Genomic DNA, 17,382 nt, shown 5'->3' with positions numbered 1-17,382 from the left:
CAGCATCAGTCCACCCGAGGACGCAATTCGCCCAGCTCTTGCAGGTGTTCACGCACAGCGGCTTCCAGCGCCACGTGCATGGCATGCGGATCGACATCGAGTCTGGCAGCCATCTGCGCCGAGATGCGCGCGGGCCAGTTGAGCCAGGCATCGCGCTCGGAGCGGGCCAACTTGAACACATGCGCGATGGCCTGTGGCCGATCGACCAGCTCACCTTTCAGGCGAACCACTCGTGGCCGGCGATCTGCGCGCCGCGCTTCCAGGCCTCGAAGAAGGCCTGCGGTGCAGCGTCGAAGTGCGCCTGTTCCAGCGCCATCTGATCGAGCACGTCTTCGGGTAAAGACAGATTCATGAGAGAACTCCTTGAAGGGTGGGAATCAGGGGTGAGCGCGCTGTGTCCAGGCATGGGTATCCAGGGCGCGCTGTGCTGCGAGGTGGGTCGGGAAATACTCGACGGACTCCCGCGATACCGGGCCTTCGTCGTCTTGCGTGCCGATGTAGTGGCCGGCCGCGCTGCGCAGCACCTGTAGCGGCAGACGCTTGCCGGTCCAGGACAGCGCCAGCGCACCACTGCGTACTGCGGTTGCAGAGGAAGATGCGGAAGGTTCAGACATGCCGTGCTCCTTGGTGGGTCGGGGAGCACGCATCCCGCAGGGGATGGGGTTCCCCTCGGGTGGTTGAGAAAAGTGCATCGTCGCCAGGCCGGCGAGCGTCCGCGGTGGGCGATGCGAAGCGGACTGGATCGGTCAACGCGGCGAACCGCGTTGCAGTCTTGAAGACCGGGACTGCCAGGGCATGCCGCTGACGACTGTCAGCAACGCATGGCGTGAGGATGGGCGCGAGGCATGGCTGCCGTCGCAGGGAAAACCGAATCGCGGACGGCCCGCTTTAGCGCAGGCCCGCGTCACGGGACAAGGCAAGGACCAGGGCGCCGAAGGCCACGCGGGCCTTCGGCTGGAGAGGAAGGAAAACCACCTGTGGGCTGCGTCAGCGCGGGCCGTCGTCAAAGCCGTTCGCTGCGTCAGCAATCGCATCCGGCCCGTTTCGTGGCTGGGGCCGGAAACCTTTGGCACGCATACGCGCACAAAGGGAGCCCGTTGTTCCGCCGGCGGGCACCGGCACGGAATACCCTCGGCCCAAGTGGCCTCCTCACGGCTCGCGCGGCGGCAAGGCGTCAGGAAGCCCCTCGTGGCCGAGGCAAGGCACACCGATCAAGGGAATGGCGGCGGGCGCGATTCGTGGAGCAATGACCTTCTCGCCCCGTCGCCCGATGCCGGGCAGACGGGGCGCGCACACCGTTGCAGAAGGAGACGCGCGCTTTGGAGTCCCGCGCGGTGCGGGACGTTTGCCTCGCCGCCAGTGAAGTGGCCGGCGCGGCAGGGGAAAAGCGAGGATCAGGACGCCTTGGAGGCAGCGCGCCGCTTGCGCGGTGCGCTGCGCCGGCCCGTCGGGGACTCGATCGGCAGCGTGCCCTTGCAGTCCGGGTAGCGCGAGCAGGACCAGAACGCGCCGCTCTTGCCCGTGCGCTGCTGCATCGGCGCGCCGCACTGCGGGCAGGCCGGCGCCGGCGGCAGCTTGAGCGAGAGCGTTGCGCCGCGGTACTGCTGCACGAGCTGGCCGACCCACGCGGCCTGCTTCTCGATGAAGGTGTCCAACGCCATCTGGCCGGCCTCGATCATGTCGAGCGCGTGCTCCCACACCGCCGTGGTGCCGGGGTCGGCGATGGCCGAGGGCACCGCGTCGATGAGCGTGAATGCCGCGTCGGAAGCGCGGACGGCACGGCCTTTCTTGACCAGGTAGCCGCGACCGATCAGACCGTTGATGATGTTGGCGCGTGTCGCCTCGGTGCCGATGCCGGTGGTATCTCGCAGCTTCTGTTTCAGGCGCGGGTCGGTCACGAACTTGGCGACGGTCTTCATGGCCTTGATCAGCTCGCCCTGCGTGTAGGGTTTGGGCGGCAGCGTCTTCAGCGCCTTGAGATCCACCTTTCCGACCGGGCAGGACAGGCCCGCATGCAGGGCGGGCAGCACCTGGCTGCGCTGCGCATCCTCGCCATCGGCATCGTCCGGCCCCGGCGTCGCCAGCACCTCGCGCCAGCCGGTGACGGCGATCTGCTTGCCCACGGCCGCCAGCGACTGACCGCCGCACGAGAACTGCGCCATCGTGCGGTCGAACTCATGGTGTGGGAGGAACTGCGCGAGGTAATGGGCGCGGATCAGCCGGTAGACGGCCAGCTCCTTCTCGCTCATGGCCGACAGGTTGGCGGGTTCCAGCGTCGGGATGATGCCGTGGTGAGCCGACACCTTGCCGTCGTTCCATGCACGCGAGCGCAGTTGGCGATCCAGGCGCTCGATCAGCGGCCGCAGGCTGGGGTCGGTCTTGACCAGGCTGTCGAGTACGGTCGGCATCTCAGCCAGCATGCTCTCGGGCAGGTAGCCCGAATCCGAGCGCGGATACGTTGTCGCCTTGTGCGTCTCGTACAGCGCCTGGGCAATGTCCAGCGTCTCCTGCACGTCGAGGCCCAACTGCTTGGAGCACACCTCCTGCAGCGTGCCCAGGTCGAACGGCAGCGGCGGTGCCTCGCGCACGCGCTCGGTGTCCACCGACACGACCTGCGCATCGCGTGCCGCGCGAATGCGATCCGCAGCCTGCTGGGCCACCGGCTGCTGAAGGCAGCGACCCGCTGCATCCGTGCTGCCTTCGGGCGGTATCCAGCTCGCGGTGAAGGATTGGCCGGCATGGGATAGCAGCACATCCACGGCCCAATACGGCATGGAGACGAATCGCGCGATCTCGCGATCACGATCGACGACCAGCTTCAGCGTCGGCGTCTGCACGCGCCCCACCGACAGCACGCCGGTGTAGCCGGCCTGCCGACCTAGAAGCGTGAACAAGCGGCTCAGGTTCATCCCGATCAGCCAGTCGGCGCGCGAGCGGGCCAGGGCCGAGTAGTACAGCGGCAGCGTCTCGGCGGACGGCTTGAGCGCACCCAGCGCCTTGCGGATCGACGCATCGTTGAGCGCCGACAGCCACAGGCGCTGAATCGGCCCGTGGTAGCCGCACAGGTCGATGATCTCGCGGGCGATCATCTCGCCCTCGCGATCGGCGTCGGTCGCTATCACCAGCTCGCCCGCCTTGGCGACGAGCTGCTGCACGACCTTGAATTGCGCTGCGGTCGCCGCCTTGGGCTCGACACGCCAACGCTCAGGAAGAATGGGCAGTTGCTCGATGGCCCAGCGCTTGTATTGCTCGCCGTAGCCTTCGGGCGGAACCGCCTCCACCAGATGACCGATGCACCAGGTCACGACGACACCCGCGCCGCTGTAGCAGCCGTTGCCGCGTTGGCCGGCGCCTAGCACACGGGCGATGTCCTTGCCCTGGGACGGCTTCTCGCACAGGAACACGCGCATGAAGCCTCCTTGGAAATGTGCGGTTCATCGGATGGGCGTCAGCTTGGCGGGGCCAGGAGATGCCGGCAGCAAGGAAGCCGATTGATGCAGACACCGCTTTGTGATCGGCAGGCGGTCCGTTGCCGCAGCGGTGCGCATAGACCGCAGGAGCTGGCACAGCAAAAGCGTCGTTACGGGAGGGCGGCTGGAACTCCGTGGACGACCTTGGAGCTATCCCCTGGGGATAGCTCGCTGGTGCATCGCGGGCGTATGACGGTTGCTACAGCCGCCCTCGGGGGAGCGGCGATGGGCGAACTACTGTCCGCCGGCCGGCTTGGCGCTGAGCGCCACCGACTCGATGCGGTACGGCAGGATGCCCACGCGCCGGGCCTCGACCTTGAACGTGACGCGCTCGTTCTCGTCGGCGTCCTCCCATTCGTCGCGCACGGTGCGGCCCTCGACCAGCACCCGCATACCCTTCTGATACAGCGTCTTCCAGTGATCGGCGTCGCGGTGCCACAGCTCCACCGGCGCCCAGAAGCCGCCGCGATCTTCGTACTCGCCGTCCTTCTTCGGTATCGGGTTGTCGAAATAGACGTTCAGGCGAAGCAGCCGGCGCGGCTCGTCGTTGCCGTTCGGGAATTCGCGGTAGTCCGGCGCAGAACCGATGTTGCCCTCGCCGACGAAGTGCGTGCTCATGGTGACTCCTTGGTGGTGGGTGGAACGGCCGCGGTATGCCCGTGGACACGCCGCAGGTAAGCCGCTTCGGCCTGGGCGGCCTTGCTGGCGCATTCCAGGGCTTGGCGAGCGATGCTGTGGGTCAGGCTGATCTGCATGTTCAGCACGATGCGCTGCAGTTCCATCGCGTACAGCTCGTCGATCAGCGAGGCCGGCGTCGCGGGGTTGGCCAGCAGGGCCTCCCACAACGCCACGCCCATGGAGGAACGGTCGAGGTTGCGCCAGCGCAGGAAGGTCGTCCCTGCGCCAGTGGCCTGCTGGGCCAGTTGCACGTGGAGCAGGCTGAAGGGGTAGGCGCGCGCCTGGGGCAGCACGCGCCGCTGCGCCAGGCCAATCACGTCGTCGCGCAGCGCCGCGCACTGGCTGGCCCAGGTCTCCAGACTCCCCTTACCCTTAAAAGGCTGTAAAAGGCCTTTTAGGTAGCCTGCGTGTTCCAGCCGCTGGAAGTCCGCCTGTTCCAGCGCCACGAAGCGCGTGGAGTGGCTGATGGGGGGCGATGCCGTCATGCGTCAGTACCCTCATCGCCCGCCGCACCATCGGCTGCGCCATCCGTGTGAGCCGGCGCATCGGGCTCGATGGCGGGCGCAGCAGGCGGCGTGCCGGGCTTGGTCGTCCGCCGCGCGATCGGTGGCGCGAAGCGCGAGCGGCGCGTGCCTTCCAGCACGTCCTGCGGCAGCTCGCCGAACTTCTCCAGCGCCGCTCGCGCCGCGGCGTTCTTCGCCGCGAAGTCGTCGCGCGTCGTGCCCGAGTAGCGGTACTGCTGGGCCAGCGAGAACAGGCTGCGCAGCGCGTGCGCGCCATCATTGAGCCAGCGCTCCAAGGTGCTGCGGTCGATAAGCGCCGTGTGGTGCGCCAGGATGAGTTTGCGTGCCAGGTCGTCGTAGTCGGCCAGCAGGTACACCGCCATGAAACCGAGCTGAGCATTGACGAACAGCGGCAGCTTCACCGGCTGCACGTTCATGTTCTCGCCCAGCGACAGCGCCGCTGGCACGTCGGCCAAGGCCTGATCCACCTGTTCGCGCAGGGTCTGCAGACGGGTCCTGGTGTCGGCGAGCTTGTCCTCGATCCGCAGCATCCACCAGTCCGAGTACGGGTCGTCCTGCTCGGCGCCGCGCTTCATCTTGTTCATGGCGCCGATGAAGCCGTTGAGACCGATGATGCCTGGGCGCCCCTCGGTCGGCGCGCGGCCGTGCCAGATGCGCGAAGCGTGGTGCGTGTGCAGCGTCAGCGACATCGCGCTGCGCAGCGATCCGAGATTCAGTTGCAGGGGTTCTGTGCGTTCGTTGGCCATGGGAGCGACTCGCGGTGAAGGGGCGAGTCGCCAGCATCGGCATCGGCCGGAAGGCTGTCAGTCAACAAACCGCAGCCCATGCGCGCCCGGTTTGTTCTGCGCGGAAGGCTGTGTGTGCCGGCTATCCCCTGGGGATAGCTCGGCGGATGTGTTCGCGGCTCGCGCGGAGGTGAGACCGCGTTGCGGGGCTATGCCTCGCGAGGTCTGTACCAGGCGGCCCGTTGCCCCTCCACCTCACGGTAGCGAAGCTCGAACAGGCGGCACTCGTGCACCACCTGCCGCCAACTGCTGCAGCCGTACTTGGCTGGAAGCTGCTCGGGATGCCGCTCCGCGATCCAGCGGCCAGCGGCGGCGATGGGTGTCCAGCCCTCGACGGCCAACTGCGCGACGGCCTCGCGCAGCGCGCGAACGATGCCGGCGGCCGGCCAGTCCACCGTGCCATCCGGCGCGATGCCATTGACCACCAGATCGTGGAACACATCCGACTGGACGAACTCCGCTGCCAGGCGCCGCGCCTGATCCATGTGCTCGGCCCAGCCGCGCAGCTGCTCGAAGTGTTGATCGATGCGCGTATAGGCGGAACCGAGTTCGTCCTGTGCAGCGCGACACCCGTCCACGGTCCATAGATCGTGCTGGTCGATGAAGTGGTGCACCAGGGTGTTGCGCAGCGATACCAGGTCTTTGAGGTCGGCCTGGGTCTTGGCGTAGTCCTGCGCAGACAGGCTCAGTTGCACGCGCGTGCGAAAGGAGATCACGTCGCCGGGAAGAGCGTCGTCGCGTTCCTCGCCGCCATTTCCATCGGTGACGACATACGAACCAAACAGTTGTCCGATCAACGTGCCCAGGGTCTTGGTCGCGGCATCTTCAATCCGCGCTGCGCGAATGGCCTCCAGCGAATGCGCCGGGCCTGAAATCTCGTGGTGGGCCACGATGGCTTTCATGAGGCGCTCGTATTGTTGAAGGCGCAACAGGCATCTGCCCAGCAAGCGCTGAACGTCTCGCTGTAGTGGTTGCAGTGCGTTTGTGACGGGGAAAGTCGTCATATCCATCGTTGGCCGGGCTCGTGCGTGGCTGTCCTCGTTTGATTCACAGGCGACAGTTTCGCCTGTCGTTCGGCGGGCAGCAATCGAGCACGGCGGAAGGGTGTTTGTTCCAGCTATCCCCTGGGGATAGTCAACATCAGCGATCACGCAAGGCTTCTCGGAGCTGAGCCAGGTAGGCACGTGCCACCTCGGGGTCAGCCGCACGGGATGCTGGCGGTGACGAGGGCGCAGGTGACGGGGGCGCTGGCGGCGTCGATGCACTTTCTCCGGCCCAGGCCTTGAACTCCCCGCGGATCGCCTTCTGGATGATGCCAAACAGGTAGCCGGCCGGGTTGCGTACCGCGCTGTTGTGGCAGCGTGCCGCCCACTCGTCGAGAACGGCCTGCCTCTGCGCCTCGTCCACCTGCTGCAGCGCCACCAGCGCGCCGGCCTGCTGCTCGTCCTTCAAGCGCAGGAAACGCTCGGGCAGCCGCAGGTTCTGCAAGGCCCTCGCGCGCGGTACTGTACGTACTTCATTTATACGATCATTACGTACTGTACGGTCCTCCTTCGGAATCCGAAGAGAGCCGTCCGGCGCGGGTTTCGGCCCTGCTTCGGATTCCGAAGACGGGCGCGCGCCATTCCGAAGCAGGGCTTCCTGGCCTTCTTCGGATTCGTGGTCCGCACCCTCCTGTGGATAACCTGGCGTCGTCCAGCCATGCCGCGCCATGCGCTGCGCCAGCACCTGCAAGCGGGTCGGCAGCGTGCGGCCGCTGAGCAGCGGGTCTTCGGCAATCTCCTTGAGCGTGTTCATGCCCACCATCTGTACCGCCTTGGCGGCATGGGTCAGCGCCTGACTGACCAGGCCGAGGTAGTCGGCATCGAGCTGCATCGCCTCGAAGGGCGACAGCGGTTCGTCGTGCAGCACGTAGAGGTTGCCTTGGATACGGCCGGTCTTGGGATCGCGCCGCCGCCGCACCAGGCTGAGCCAGCGCGTCAGCCGCAGCAGCGTCAAGGCGCGCGCCACGGTCTCGTGCGAGGCTTGCGCCGCACAGGGCATGGACGCCAGATAGGGGCGGAGCTGGTCGTAGGTGGGAAAGGCGGTCACGCCGTCGTCGTTGAGCTGCAGGCGGAACACCTGCCAGGCGTTTCGCTCCAGCGGCGTCAGGCGTCGGTCGAGGAACAGCGCGCGCGGCACGCTCTCGTGCCGGTTGCCGCTGTAGAGAAAACCGTCCTGGTTCGGCGCCGTGCCCTGCGCCAGTTCCTTCGGCTCAAGGTGCCGCAGCGCCGCGTCGAACAACGCCGACAGCGCAACCGGGCCATCGCGCCGTGGTGCGCTGCCCGTGGTCATGGCTACACCAGCCCCTGGTCGATCCAGTTCCGTATCGCCGACCAGATCACCGACATGGGCAGGCTCAGCGCCTCGGCCAGGTCCATGGTCAACGCCAGCATCGCCATGTCGTCGGTCAGGGCGATATGGCGCTCGGCGACGCCGGCCTTCCAGCGCTCCCACAAGGTCACGTCCTGCGCCTCATCGAGCACCGGATGCCGGCCCTTGCGCTTGGGTAGCCCGAGGATGTCGCGGCGCAGCGCCACTTCCTGATGCGTGAGGCCGTAGAACTTGCTGACCATCTCCGTGCTCGCCCCCAGGCGCAGCATGCGGTCCACCGTGGCGATCTCCCGCTCCACGTCGTGCACCTGGCTCAGCAGCCGCTTCAACACCTCCCGGTTCACCGACACCGAACACCACGACACCGTGGCATTCACCAGCATGCTCACGAGTTCGGGGTGCTTCAGCGCATCCAGCTCCTCCTCGCCGAAGCCCATGGCCTTGCAGCGGCGCAACTGGCCGTTGCGCAGGTCATGCAGGGCCTGGGCGATCACGGCCTGGTTGAGCGGGTGCGGTGCCGACATACGGGAGCCTCCTGCGCTCAGGATTCCTGGCCCGCTTCGCCGGCTTGCAGGTCCAGCAGCCGGCGCGCCAGGCGCAGCAGACGGAACAGCTTCACCAGCGCAGCATCGCTCAGGCGTGTGGCCGAGCCGCCGTGGCCATGCAGCAGCGCCGCCAGCTCGTCGGCCAGCCGCGCGCGGTCCAATCCGTTCGCGGCGGGCGGCGCCGCACTCAGCGCATGCAGTAGGGTGAGCACCGCCCGCGCGAACGCCGGCAGCGCTTTCGCCTGGCCCACGGCCGGTGCCACGCAGACGAAGCCGATGCCGCCGTCGATGGCCTCGATGTGGTCGGCCACCGCCGCGTCCCCGGCGATCTCGCGCGCGAACTGCGCGATGTGCACGCGCAGGCGATCCGGCGCGTCCAGCCCCGGCTCGATGTACCAGACGTCCGAGATGGGATAGAGCCCGCCAGCCTGCACGGGGATCGCACGCAGCGCATCGGCCTCGAAGTCGGGCAGCTTGTCGCCGAGCTGGTCCGCGACCATCCGTTGGATGGACAGCAGGCGCTCGGTGGTCGGTGCCGGTGTCACGATGTGCCCTTGCAGACGCTCGTCGCGTTGCCCGTGCTGGTCCTCCGGCGCGTCGGGCGATGCAGGCGGTGTCGCTGCTGGCGCCGGAGGCGCGACCGGCGTGGCGTCGCGCGGCATAGACGAGGCGGGTGGCGGCTGAGGCGCGGAGACCGGCGGGGGAGGAGCAGCAGGCACGACAGGCGTTGCCGGTGGCGTCGGTGCCGCCGGTTCGCTGGTCAGCGCACGCTGGCGGCTTTCGCTGTCGTTGATCTCCAGCGCCAGCGTGTCGTAGTCCGCTTCCAGCAGCTCGGCCATCTGGCCCACCAGCTCGTCCTGCACCCGCTGCGGCGAGAAGTCGTCCGGCTGTGTGTCGAACTGCGTCAGTACGTCCTGAAACAAGGTGGCGAAGTCCACGGCCACGGTGCGGCCCAGCGCACGCCGCTCCCAGGTGCGCTCGCACGCCTTGCGCAGCACCGCGAGCCGGTCCACCTGATGCCGGCCCAATCCGCCGTACAACAGCGTCGGGATCGCCGGCAGCAGATAGCGCACCGCATCGTTCATGCGGCTGATGTGTGACTGCGGCACCGGATAGCCGTCGGCAGTCAGCCGCCGCGCGAGTTCGCTCTGCGACAGCGCCTGGCCGCTTTCCTGCTCGTAGAACTCGCGCGCCTTCTCGATGCCCAAGGCCCGCTCGATGAAGGTCAGCCCGCCGCGAAGCTCGTTCTCGGCCAGATGCCCGGTCAGCGCCACGATTTCGCCGCGCGCCGGCCACGGGCGGAACAGGCACGCAATGCGGAAGAAGCGTTCCTCCTTGGTCTCGCTCCACAACTCGCGCAGGATCGCCAGCCGCGTGTTGCCGCCGTTGCGAATGATGTAGTGCGCCTCGCCCGGCCTGCGCGTGATCGCGGGGGGCGCGTCCAGCCCGCGTTCGCGGATGGACGCCTTGATCTCCGCATAGGCCGGGTTGCGCGTCACGCGCGGGTCGTGGTCGTAGGGCCGCAACTGGTCCAGCGTCACCACCATCGGCGTGTCGGCGATGGGGTCGCTCAAGGTCGCGGCCGAAGGGCCGCTGCGCTCGAAGCCGGTGGCCAGCAGCTTGGCAGCCATGTCCTGCGGCGTCAGCTCAGCCACGGCCGTTCTCCTGCGCCTGCCGGTCGGCGCGGCGAAGTTGCGCGCGGGCATTGCGGTCGGCACGGTGGTCGCTCGCAGTCGAACTGGTGTAGATCGACGCGCAGCCTGGTTTCGTGAATTTCAGGTGCCCGCCGGACGTGCGCACCACGCGCCAGCCTTCGCCCAGCGCGAACTCGATCAGCGCGCGCAGCCGTTCACGGCCGCGCGCCAGTTCATGTGCGCTCGCCATGGCTGGCCCCTCCCGCATCGGCCCGGCCGGTGACCAGCGCGAAGCGCTCCCGCCACGCGGGGAACAGCTCGCCGGCCAGCGTGCGCATGGTGTCCAGCGCCGCGGGCGCCGTGCGCCCAGCCGGCCGCCGGTACTCCACCCGATGCACCGGCAATCCTCGTGTCGCAGCGCGCGGATAGGCTTCGATGGCCGGCACGTCGGTGTCCAGCACCTGCACGCCGGCCTGTTCCTGGAACACCTGTCGCAGCGCCTGCTGGACCAGCCGCGCGTTCGACGACACCGGATGCACACGGTTGATGAGCAGGCGCAGCGGCGGCGGCTCGATGCCCAGGTGGCGATACGGCGCGATGTCCTCGATCAGTTGCAGTGTGCCGCGGCGCAGTTCGCGCGCGGCCAGAATCTCCGGCGTCACCGGTGACAGCGCCAGGTCGGACGCCAGCACCGCCATCTCCAGCAGCACGCTGCGCGCGCCCTGCGTGTCGATCAACAGCAAGTCATAGTGCGTGCGGAAGACGGGAAGCAGATGGCGCAGTCGCAGGCGCCCATCCGGAGCGTGCAGCAGCAGCGTGTTCAGTTCGCCGCGGTCGTCGTTGGAGAGCACCAGGTCCAGGCCAGCGATCGCGGTGCGCGACACCAGTTGCTCGATGCGCCGCTCGTTGAAGGCCAGCATCTCGTAGATGCCGCCGGGCGCGCGCACGTCCAGCGTGAAGTAGCTCGACAGCGTGGGCTGCACGTCCAGGTCCAGCAGCAGCACGCGTAGCCCGGCATCGGCGATGAAGCCGCCCAGGTTGGCCGCCGTCGTGGTCTTGCCCACGCCGCCCTTGGTCGAAATGATGGACACCACCTGCATGGGCTTCTCCTCGTCGAATGGCATGAACCGAGAAGAAGCGTCAGGCGCGTTCTTTGAGGCGATCGGCGATCCACTGTTCGATCTCCACCGAGTCCCAGCCCACCGCGCGCACGCCCAGGCGCAGCGCCTTGGGGAACTTGCCTTCCTTCATCAGGCTGTAGATGTGCGCGCGCTTGAAGCCGGTCTTGGCTTCGACCTCGGCGCGGCGCAGGATGCGGTGCTCGGTCGGTGCCGCCGTGGCGGTGGTCTGCGAAGACATGAGGGTCACTCCTTAACGCTCAGTGGCGCTGATTGGCGTGACTCGAATTAAGAACGCCGCGTTGAGGAAAGACACCGCAAATGCGGTATCCGCGACCGCAGATACGGTCTGGCATCGCTCAGGAAGTTGTGCTCTGCAGATTGCGCCGAGCCAGTGCGAACTTGGCCTGCAGGGTGCGCTCGGTGATGCCCATCGCGTTGCCGTGGTGCGCCACCATCGCGCTGATGATGGCTTCCTGCGTCAGGAAGCTGGAATACGGCGTGCCGCTGGGCGACTTGCCCAGCAGCAGCGTCAGTAATCCGCCAACGATGTTCAGGTAGGTCGATTCGCTGCGCGGCCCCGGCGTGTTCGCACGCTCCGCGTCGGCCGCGCAGGCGGCGTGCGTTTTCAGCAGCGCCTCGTGCTCGGCGCGCAGCGTCTCGTGCACGCCCAGGTGTTCCGCCAGCCGCGCCTTGATCGCTTCCCGCTCGGCCAGCAATGCGCCCACTGTGTCCAGACTGATCGCTGGGTGAAGCGCACGCTCGATCTCATCGAACAGAAACGCCGGTTTCTCGCCGGGGTAGTAGTGCGCCATCCAGGCTTTCAGATCGACGTGCCGCACCGTCAGCGACGGGTCGTCCATCGCCAGGCCCTGCGTGTCCCGCACCAAGCCCTCCTTGCCATACGGCATCTCGCCGTGAGCCAGCGCATCGAAGATTCTTTCGGCGTTCAATCGCAGCATCGGCCAGCGCGGAAACTCCGTTGCCTCCGGCAGAGGCCGCTGTCCCAAGGCCGCCAGGATGCGCCGCTCGAAGCGCAGCAATCCGCTCCAGCGGATTGCCGCCTCGATCGGGCGGTAGTAGGTCTTGGCGCCATCGGCCAGGCTGCTCGACTTCGGCATATCGCGCGCCTCCATTCGTCTTCGCACCGAGTCCAAGTACGCGCACCCGCCGTACAGGCGGCGTGCGTGGCTGTCCAGGAATCTCCGGGCGAAACGAGCAGGTGACGAAGCGGCGAAGACCGTGGCATCGGCGATGCCGCCGGTTTCGTTGCGAGATGCGCGCCTTGCCGCGCATGGCGCCATCACTCACAATTCGCAAACCGCGAAACATGCTGTCACCAGCGTCATTCGCGAGCACCATGCTTGACCCGGATAACCAGGCCAAAGTCTTTGCAGGGAAAAAGGCCCAGTAAAGCGCGATCAGCTCAACACACCAGAGCCGATGCGCATACGGCAAGCACTGTTGCGCCGCGCGTCTTCGCTGTGACGCGCCACGATGGGCATGCGATTTTCATCGCAGGATGCCAACCGCAACCGCGAGCAACGCCTGGGTGCAGCGCGCCCGTGCACCGCTGCAATGGAATCCCGCTGTGGCAAAACAGGTCTGGCGCTTTGACCAAAATGGAATCGGCCAACCTGCCTGAGGCAGCCTCATGCGAGCCGTTGCGCATCCAACGGCATATGGCCGACACGCTGCGCACGGTCGATGAAGTGGCGCAGCGGCTCCGACATCGCGCCCTCGGGATGTAGCAGGTAGGTCGTCAACGCCGCCGAGTCTTCATCCAGCGGCCGGACGATCACGTCCGCCTGCCGGCATGCCACCGCGTGCGCCGCGGTGGAAAATCCCACGCCATAGCCGGCCGCCACCAGGGCCAACATCAACGAGTGGGTCGTCACGTACTCGGCCACGACCGGCGGTGTCTCCACCAGGCGCAGCAGGCGCTCGCATTGCCGGCTGCACTCCTGACAAACCTGCGGGTGACACAGCACCAGCGGGTAGCCCACCACCTCGTTCAGCGGTACCCGCTTGTGCGCCAGCAAGGGGTGCCGCGCGGGTATGGCCACCACCAGCGGGTCTTGCCACACCGGCCTGGCGACCACCCCGGCCTCCATCTCGCCGGCCATCGCAAAGGCCGCGTCGTACAGGTCGTTGCCCAGCCCGCCCACCACCTGCGACAGCGGCGCCTCGAACAGCCGGATGCCCACTTCCGGCGCCTCCTCCCGGCACAGCGCGAGAAGCGCCGACAGCCGGGTCCGCCCGATGCCGCCGGCCAAGGCGATGCGCAGGGTGCCCCGGTGTCCCGCCGCCACCGCCCGCGCCTTGGTCTGGGCTTGCTCAAGGGTCAGCAGCACGCGCCGGGCCTCCTCCAGGAACACCTGCCCGGCCGGGGTCAGGCGCACCCCGCGCGGCGTGCGCTCCAGCAGCGTCACGCCCAGGTCCGCCTCCAGTTGGCGGATCGTGCGCGACAGGGGCGACTGCTCCACATGCAGCCGCCGCGCCGCCCGGCCAAAGTGCAACTCCTCGGCCACGGCGATGAAACAGCGAAGATGGCGTAAGTTCATGTACTTCCCCCCAGAAAGTGGAGTCCATTCCTCTGGCCGTAGGGAACGGCATGAGTGCTTCCCGGTGGCGATGCCGGTCACAGAGGCCTTCCAGTTGCAGCCATCCGGCCTTCAGTCGCCGGCGAGGCGGCGAGTGTCCAGGCAAGGCCGGGTTATTCCATCGGTGTTGCCATATCACACAAAACCACGGACAATCAATAATAATTCTCATTAGCATCTGTGTCTGAATGGAGTGAAGCCGATCAAGCCCGACGTGGCGAACCTGTCCGTCACTACCCACGGCAGCGTGTTCTGGAACGACGAACGCATGGGCGACGAGCAGCTCGCGCAGCGGCTGCAGGCCTCCGCGCCGCGTCAACCGCAGCCCGAGGACTTCATCCGCGGCGACCGCCTGGTGGATCTACGAGCGCGTCGCCCAGGGGATGGCGGCTACGCAGAAGTCCGGGGTGTTGGAGCTGGGCTTCGTGACCGACCAGGCCACGACCGGGGTGAGCCGAAAGACACCCCCATGAAACTGCATCGGCACGCCCGCCCTGACGCCGGCGTGTCGTCGTCGGCTGCACCGATCGCGAACTCCGACACGCGTGAGCGCCTGCGCGCGGTGCTCGGCACACCGGCTGATTTACCAGCCTTGCGGACGCAGCATCGTCTTCGCGGCCCTGGTTCGCAGGAACGCCTGCGTCATATTGCTTGGCCGCCCGCCCTGGCATGGCAGCAGCAAACATGGCCATCAGCATTCAGTGTCCGGCTGTGTGCGCCGGCCAGCTCCGCGCGTGTCGGCGACGGGCTCCCGACAGGCATGAGTGCTTCGACGCGATGCAATCGAAGGAGGTGCTGACGGGATGCGGATGTAGATGCTGGCGCCCGAGAGGTCGAACCAGAAGAAGACAAACAGGAGGTGGCCTTGGATTTCAGATTGCTGCGTTACTTCGTCGCAGTTGCGGAAGAACTGCATCTGGCCCGTGCAGCCGAGCGTCTGGGCATCGAGCAGTCGCCTGTGTCGCGTGCGATGCGCGACCTGGAAAGCCAGCTTGGCGTGCAGTTGTTCGACCGCAGCACACGCCTGACGCGGCTGACCTGGGCCGGCCAGGTGTTCCTCGGCGAATGCCGGCGCGTGATGGCCACCGTGGAGCAGGCAGTCAAGAGCGCCAAGGCGGCGGCACAGGGCTACCAGGGCCATCTGCGCATCGCCATCTGCGACAGCCTGGCGCAGCCCCGCATCGCCACCCTGCTGGCACGCAGCCGTGAGGAGGAGCCCGAGCTGGAGATTCGCGTCTTCGAGCTGCCGTTCGCGCAGCAGCTCAAGATGCTGCACGATGATCTGCTGGACATCGGCTTTGCGTTGTCAAACGCGGTGCATGATGGCCTCGTCGCCGAGCCGGTGTGGACCGACCCGCTGTCGGTGATCGTGCCCGCACGCCATCCCTTGCTGGCACACGTGCAGGTGCCGCTGCCCGAAGCCTTGAAGTTTCCGCTGGTTCTGTGCCATCCCGAATCGGGATCGGGCTGCCGCCATCAGATTCAAGCGCTGCTGCAGGACGCAGGCACGCCGCTCAAGCTGGTCGATGAAGTGACCAGCCTCGGCGTGATGTTGACCCTGGTCGGCGCCGGCTACGGCATCGGCTTCGCCATCGCCTCGCAGGTGCAGACGCTACAGCGCCCGGACATCTCCATTCGTCCCCTGGCCGGCACCCCACCGATGCTCTCTACCTACCTGCTGCGCCGCCGGGGCGAACCCTCGGAGCCCATGAGGCGGTTCATCGAGCGGGTGAAAGACGGGGCCGCGCCGGTCGATGATGAGCCAGTCCTTTGAGGACGCAGCTCACCTGTCCGTTGCGGCCTGTGGCGTGATGTGCCAGTGGACAGATAGACTTCGGAATGAAATCCGATGCTCTGGCTGTTGGTGGATGTGCTTGGCTCGCTTTGGATCACCCACAACGGCCTGCGTTGACCAGGCCGAAGACTTGAGTCCACAATCGAGTCCATTCCGTGACGCTTGGATCGGAAAAGACGTTCGTAATAAACGAGTTAGCGACCGGGTGCTGTTCCCATCACCCGCTCCACCGCCTCCTGCCCGCCCCGGTGATCCGACATGGCCGACGCTCCTGTTGTGGTCGGCTGGCGCGAGTGGCTGAGCCTCCCGGGGCTCGGCGTGCCCGCCATCAAGGCCAAGATCGACACCGGCGCACGCTCGTCCGCGCTGCACGTCGACCGGCTGGAAACGTTCAGCGAAGGCGGTGCACCCTGGGTGCGATTCGCGCTGCGCCCCGCGGCGGCGATCGCCGCCATCGAGGCTGCGGCGCCGGTGCTGGATCGTCGGCCGGTCACCGATTCCGGTGGCCGCACCAGCGTGCGCCCCTTCATCCTCACCGACATCGCGCTGGCGGGACGCCGCTGGTCGATTGAAATGAACCTGACCAGTCGCACCAATATGCTGTTCCCGATGCTGCTGGGTCGCACCGCCATGGCCGGCCGGCTGTGGGTGGATCCGGCCCGGTCCTATTGCCTCGGCACCCCGGACGTTCCGTGAAGCTCGCCATCCTGTCGCGCAACAGCAAGCTGTACTCCACCCAGCGCCTGGTCGAGGCGGCGCGCGCGCGCGGCCACAGCGTCCGCGTGCTCGACCCCCTGCGCTGCTACATGCGCATCGCCCCGGGCGACTTCGAGATCCACTACAAGGGCAAGGAACTGGCCGACTACGACGCCGTGCTGCCGCGCATCGGCACCTCGGTCAACAAGTACGGCACCGCGGTGCTGCGCCAGTTCGAGATGATGGGCGCCTACACGCCCAACCCCTCCGACGCGATCCTGCGCTCGCGCGACAAGCTGCGCGCCCACCAGCTGTTCGCCCGCGAGGGGATCGCCCTGCCGATCACCGTCTATGGCGACAACCCGGACGACACCGGCGATCTGCTGGCCATGCTGGGGCCGCCGCCGTGCATCGTGAAGCTGGTCGAGGGCACCCAGGGCAGCGGCGTGATCCTGGCCGAGAAGCCCTCGGCGGCGCGCAGCGTGATCGAGGCATTCCGCGGCCTGTACGCGAATTTCCTGGTCCAGGAGTTCATCGAGGAAGCGCAGGGCAGCGACCTGCGCTGCTTCGTGGTCGGCGGCCGGGTGGTGGCTGCGATGGAGCGCCGTGCGGCGGTCGGCGAGTTCCGGGCCAACCTGCACCGCGGCGGCAAGGCGCAGGCCGTGGAGCTTTCCGCCGACGAGATCGACCTGGCGATCCGTGCCTGCCGCGCGGTCGGCCTCAACATCGGCGGCGTCGACCTGCTGCGTTCCCGGCGCGGTCCGCTGGTGCTGGAGGTGAACTCCACGCCCGGCCTGGAGGGCATCGAGGCGGCGACCGGGGTCGACGTGGCCGGCGCGATCATCGCCTACATCGAGCAAAGGCTGCGGCGCAGGACCCAGCCGCCGGCCGGCAAGCGCAACCCGTCCTGAGCGGCTGGCGGTGCCGGACCGCTGGCGGCGCCCGCGGGCGACCGGGTCCGTGGGGATCCGGGCCGCGGCAGTCCAGGCGCCCTGCGGACGGGTCGCGGCGAACGGCGGACTGCCGGCAGGGGGCATCCTTAACGCAATTTTTCCCCGGATTTAACAGGGGCTTAAGTGCCGGGCGCGTAGACTGCGTCCATCGTAGGTCCTGCAGACACTCCACCCTCAGGGACGGGGGGCAGGTTACGGTAATCGGGGC

The 17,382-nt window shown here is 67.5% G+C and carries 18 protein-coding genes and 1 pseudogene; 4 read left to right on the top strand and 15 right to left on the bottom strand.

What is annotated here, in order from left to right:
• Positions 1-5 precede the first annotated feature (5 nt).
• The 15 genes and pseudogenes from KF823_10270 to KF823_10200 all read right to left on the bottom strand — a co-directional run bounded on the left by KF823_10270 (position 6) and on the right by KF823_10200 (position 13,691).
• Positions 6-218: pseudogene (locus KF823_10270) on the bottom strand (elements of external origin).
• Positions 219-377: 159 nt separating this feature from the next.
• Positions 378-614 (bottom strand): hypothetical protein, encoded by a 237-nt coding sequence (locus KF823_10265; protein MBX3726292.1) that lies wholly within the window; start codon positions 612-614, stop codon positions 378-380.
• Positions 615-1,394: 780 nt separating this feature from the next.
• A complete protein-coding gene (locus KF823_10260) occupies positions 1,395-3,410 on the bottom strand; it encodes a DNA topoisomerase III (GenBank protein MBX3726291.1) in 2,016 nt (671 codons plus the stop codon).
• A gap of 294 nt (positions 3,411-3,704) precedes the next feature.
• Positions 3,705-4,088, bottom strand: a complete 384-nt coding sequence (locus tag KF823_10255; GenBank protein MBX3726290.1) for a single-stranded DNA-binding protein — start codon at positions 4,086-4,088, stop codon at positions 3,705-3,707.
• Complete coding sequence (locus KF823_10250) at positions 4,085-4,633, bottom strand: DUF3158 family protein (GenBank protein MBX3726289.1); 549 nt, start codon at positions 4,631-4,633, stop codon at positions 4,085-4,087. The genes KF823_10255 and KF823_10250 overlap by 4 nt, the downstream gene beginning before the upstream one ends.
• Complete coding sequence (locus KF823_10245) at positions 4,630-5,418, bottom strand: TIGR03761 family integrating conjugative element protein (protein ID MBX3726288.1); 789 nt, start codon at positions 5,416-5,418, stop codon at positions 4,630-4,632. Before KF823_10245 ends, KF823_10250 begins: the two co-directional genes overlap by 4 nt.
• 188 nt (positions 5,419-5,606) lie before the next feature.
• Entirely contained in the window at positions 5,607-6,359 is a 753-nt protein-coding gene (locus KF823_10240) for an OST-HTH/LOTUS domain-containing protein (protein ID MBX3726287.1), read from the bottom strand.
• 238 nt (positions 6,360-6,597) lie between these two features.
• Positions 6,598-7,791 (bottom strand): hypothetical protein, encoded by a 1,194-nt coding sequence (locus KF823_10235; GenBank protein MBX3726286.1) that lies wholly within the window; start codon positions 7,789-7,791, stop codon positions 6,598-6,600.
• A 2-nt stretch (positions 7,792-7,793) separates the two neighbouring features.
• A complete protein-coding gene (locus tag KF823_10230) occupies positions 7,794-8,354 on the bottom strand; it encodes a DUF2857 domain-containing protein (GenBank protein ID MBX3726285.1) in 561 nt (186 codons plus the stop codon).
• A gap of 17 nt (positions 8,355-8,371) precedes the next feature.
• Positions 8,372-10,030 (bottom strand): ParB family protein, encoded by a 1,659-nt coding sequence (locus KF823_10225; protein ID MBX3726284.1) that lies wholly within the window; start codon positions 10,028-10,030, stop codon positions 8,372-8,374.
• Positions 10,023-10,259 (bottom strand): type II toxin-antitoxin system HicA family toxin, encoded by a 237-nt coding sequence (locus KF823_10220; protein ID MBX3726283.1) that lies wholly within the window; start codon positions 10,257-10,259, stop codon positions 10,023-10,025. The genes KF823_10225 and KF823_10220 overlap by 8 nt, the downstream gene beginning before the upstream one ends.
• Entirely contained in the window at positions 10,243-11,109 is an 867-nt protein-coding gene (locus KF823_10215) for a ParA family protein (GenBank protein MBX3726282.1), read from the bottom strand. Before KF823_10215 ends, KF823_10220 begins: the two co-directional genes overlap by 17 nt.
• A 40-nt stretch (positions 11,110-11,149) precedes the next feature.
• The gene (locus KF823_10210; GenBank protein ID MBX3726281.1) at positions 11,150-11,368 is read right to left on the bottom strand and encodes an AlpA family transcriptional regulator; all 219 of its coding nucleotides are present in this window, start codon (positions 11,366-11,368) and stop codon (positions 11,150-11,152) included.
• A gap of 118 nt (positions 11,369-11,486) precedes the next feature.
• Positions 11,487-12,248: an ATP-binding protein gene (locus KF823_10205; GenBank protein ID MBX3726280.1), complete on the bottom strand. Its 762-nt coding sequence runs from the start codon at positions 12,246-12,248 to the stop codon at positions 11,487-11,489.
• 531 nt (positions 12,249-12,779) lie between these two features.
• Positions 12,780-13,691: a LysR family transcriptional regulator gene (locus tag KF823_10200; protein MBX3726279.1), complete on the bottom strand. Its 912-nt coding sequence runs from the start codon at positions 13,689-13,691 to the stop codon at positions 12,780-12,782.
• 232 nt (positions 13,692-13,923) lie between these two features.
• Between KF823_10200 and KF823_10195 the strand changes: the two genes are divergently transcribed.
• From KF823_10195 to rimK, 4 genes are all read left to right on the top strand, one after another.
• Complete coding sequence (locus tag KF823_10195) at positions 13,924-14,529, top strand: hypothetical protein (GenBank protein ID MBX3726278.1); 606 nt, start codon at positions 13,924-13,926, stop codon at positions 14,527-14,529.
• Positions 14,530-14,595: 66 nt separating this feature from the next.
• Complete coding sequence (locus tag KF823_10190; protein ID MBX3726277.1) at positions 14,596-15,504, top strand: LysR family transcriptional regulator; 909 nt, start codon at positions 14,596-14,598, stop codon at positions 15,502-15,504.
• Between the two features lie 279 nt (positions 15,505-15,783).
• Positions 15,784-16,221 carry a RimK/LysX family protein gene (locus KF823_10185; protein MBX3726276.1) on the top strand — a complete coding sequence of 146 codons (438 nt, stop codon included), beginning with the start codon at positions 15,784-15,786 and terminating at the stop codon, positions 16,219-16,221.
• Positions 16,218-17,132: a 30S ribosomal protein S6--L-glutamate ligase gene (rimK, locus tag KF823_10180; GenBank protein ID MBX3726275.1), complete on the top strand. Its 915-nt coding sequence runs from the start codon at positions 16,218-16,220 to the stop codon at positions 17,130-17,132. Before KF823_10185 ends, rimK begins: the two co-directional genes overlap by 4 nt.
• Positions 17,133-17,382: the final 250 nt, after the last annotated feature.

It is taken from the genome of Lysobacterales bacterium, assembly GCA_019634735.1.
Lineage (GTDB): Bacteria > Pseudomonadota > Gammaproteobacteria > Xanthomonadales > UBA2363 > Pseudofulvimonas.
This window is presented reverse-complemented; position numbering and strand designations above follow the sequence as displayed.

Bases quoted from the DNA above. Each gene is read 5' to 3' on its own strand.
- KF823_10265 (MBX3726292.1), bottom strand. From the start codon at position 614: ATGTCTGAACCTTCCGCATCTTCCTCTGCAACCGCAGTACGCAGTGGT.
- KF823_10260 (MBX3726291.1), bottom strand. From the start codon at position 3,410: ATGCGCGTGTTCCTGTGCGAGAAGCCGTCCCAGGGCAAGGACATCGCC.
- KF823_10255 (MBX3726290.1), bottom strand. From the start codon at position 4,088: ATGAGCACGCACTTCGTCGGCGAGGGCAACATCGGTTCTGCGCCGGAC.
- KF823_10250 (MBX3726289.1), bottom strand. From the start codon at position 4,633: ATGACGGCATCGCCCCCCATCAGCCACTCCACGCGCTTCGTGGCGCTG.
- KF823_10245 (MBX3726288.1), bottom strand. From the start codon at position 5,418: ATGGCCAACGAACGCACAGAACCCCTGCAACTGAATCTCGGATCGCTG.
- KF823_10240 (MBX3726287.1), bottom strand. From the start codon at position 6,359: ATGAAAGCCATCGTGGCCCACCACGAGATTTCAGGCCCGGCGCATTCG.
- KF823_10235 (MBX3726286.1), bottom strand. From the start codon at position 7,791: ATGACCACGGGCAGCGCACCACGGCGCGATGGCCCGGTTGCGCTGTCG.
- KF823_10230 (MBX3726285.1), bottom strand. From the start codon at position 8,354: ATGTCGGCACCGCACCCGCTCAACCAGGCCGTGATCGCCCAGGCCCTG.
- KF823_10220 (MBX3726283.1), bottom strand. From the start codon at position 10,259: ATGGCGAGCGCACATGAACTGGCGCGCGGCCGTGAACGGCTGCGCGCG.
- KF823_10215 (MBX3726282.1), bottom strand. From the start codon at position 11,109: ATGCAGGTGGTGTCCATCATTTCGACCAAGGGCGGCGTGGGCAAGACC.
- KF823_10210 (MBX3726281.1), bottom strand. From the start codon at position 11,368: ATGTCTTCGCAGACCACCGCCACGGCGGCACCGACCGAGCACCGCATC.
- KF823_10205 (MBX3726280.1), bottom strand. From the start codon at position 12,248: ATGCCGAAGTCGAGCAGCCTGGCCGATGGCGCCAAGACCTACTACCGC.
- KF823_10200 (MBX3726279.1), bottom strand. From the start codon at position 13,691: ATGAACTTACGCCATCTTCGCTGTTTCATCGCCGTGGCCGAGGAGTTG.
- KF823_10185 (MBX3726276.1), top strand. From the start codon at position 15,784: ATGGCCGACGCTCCTGTTGTGGTCGGCTGGCGCGAGTGGCTGAGCCTC.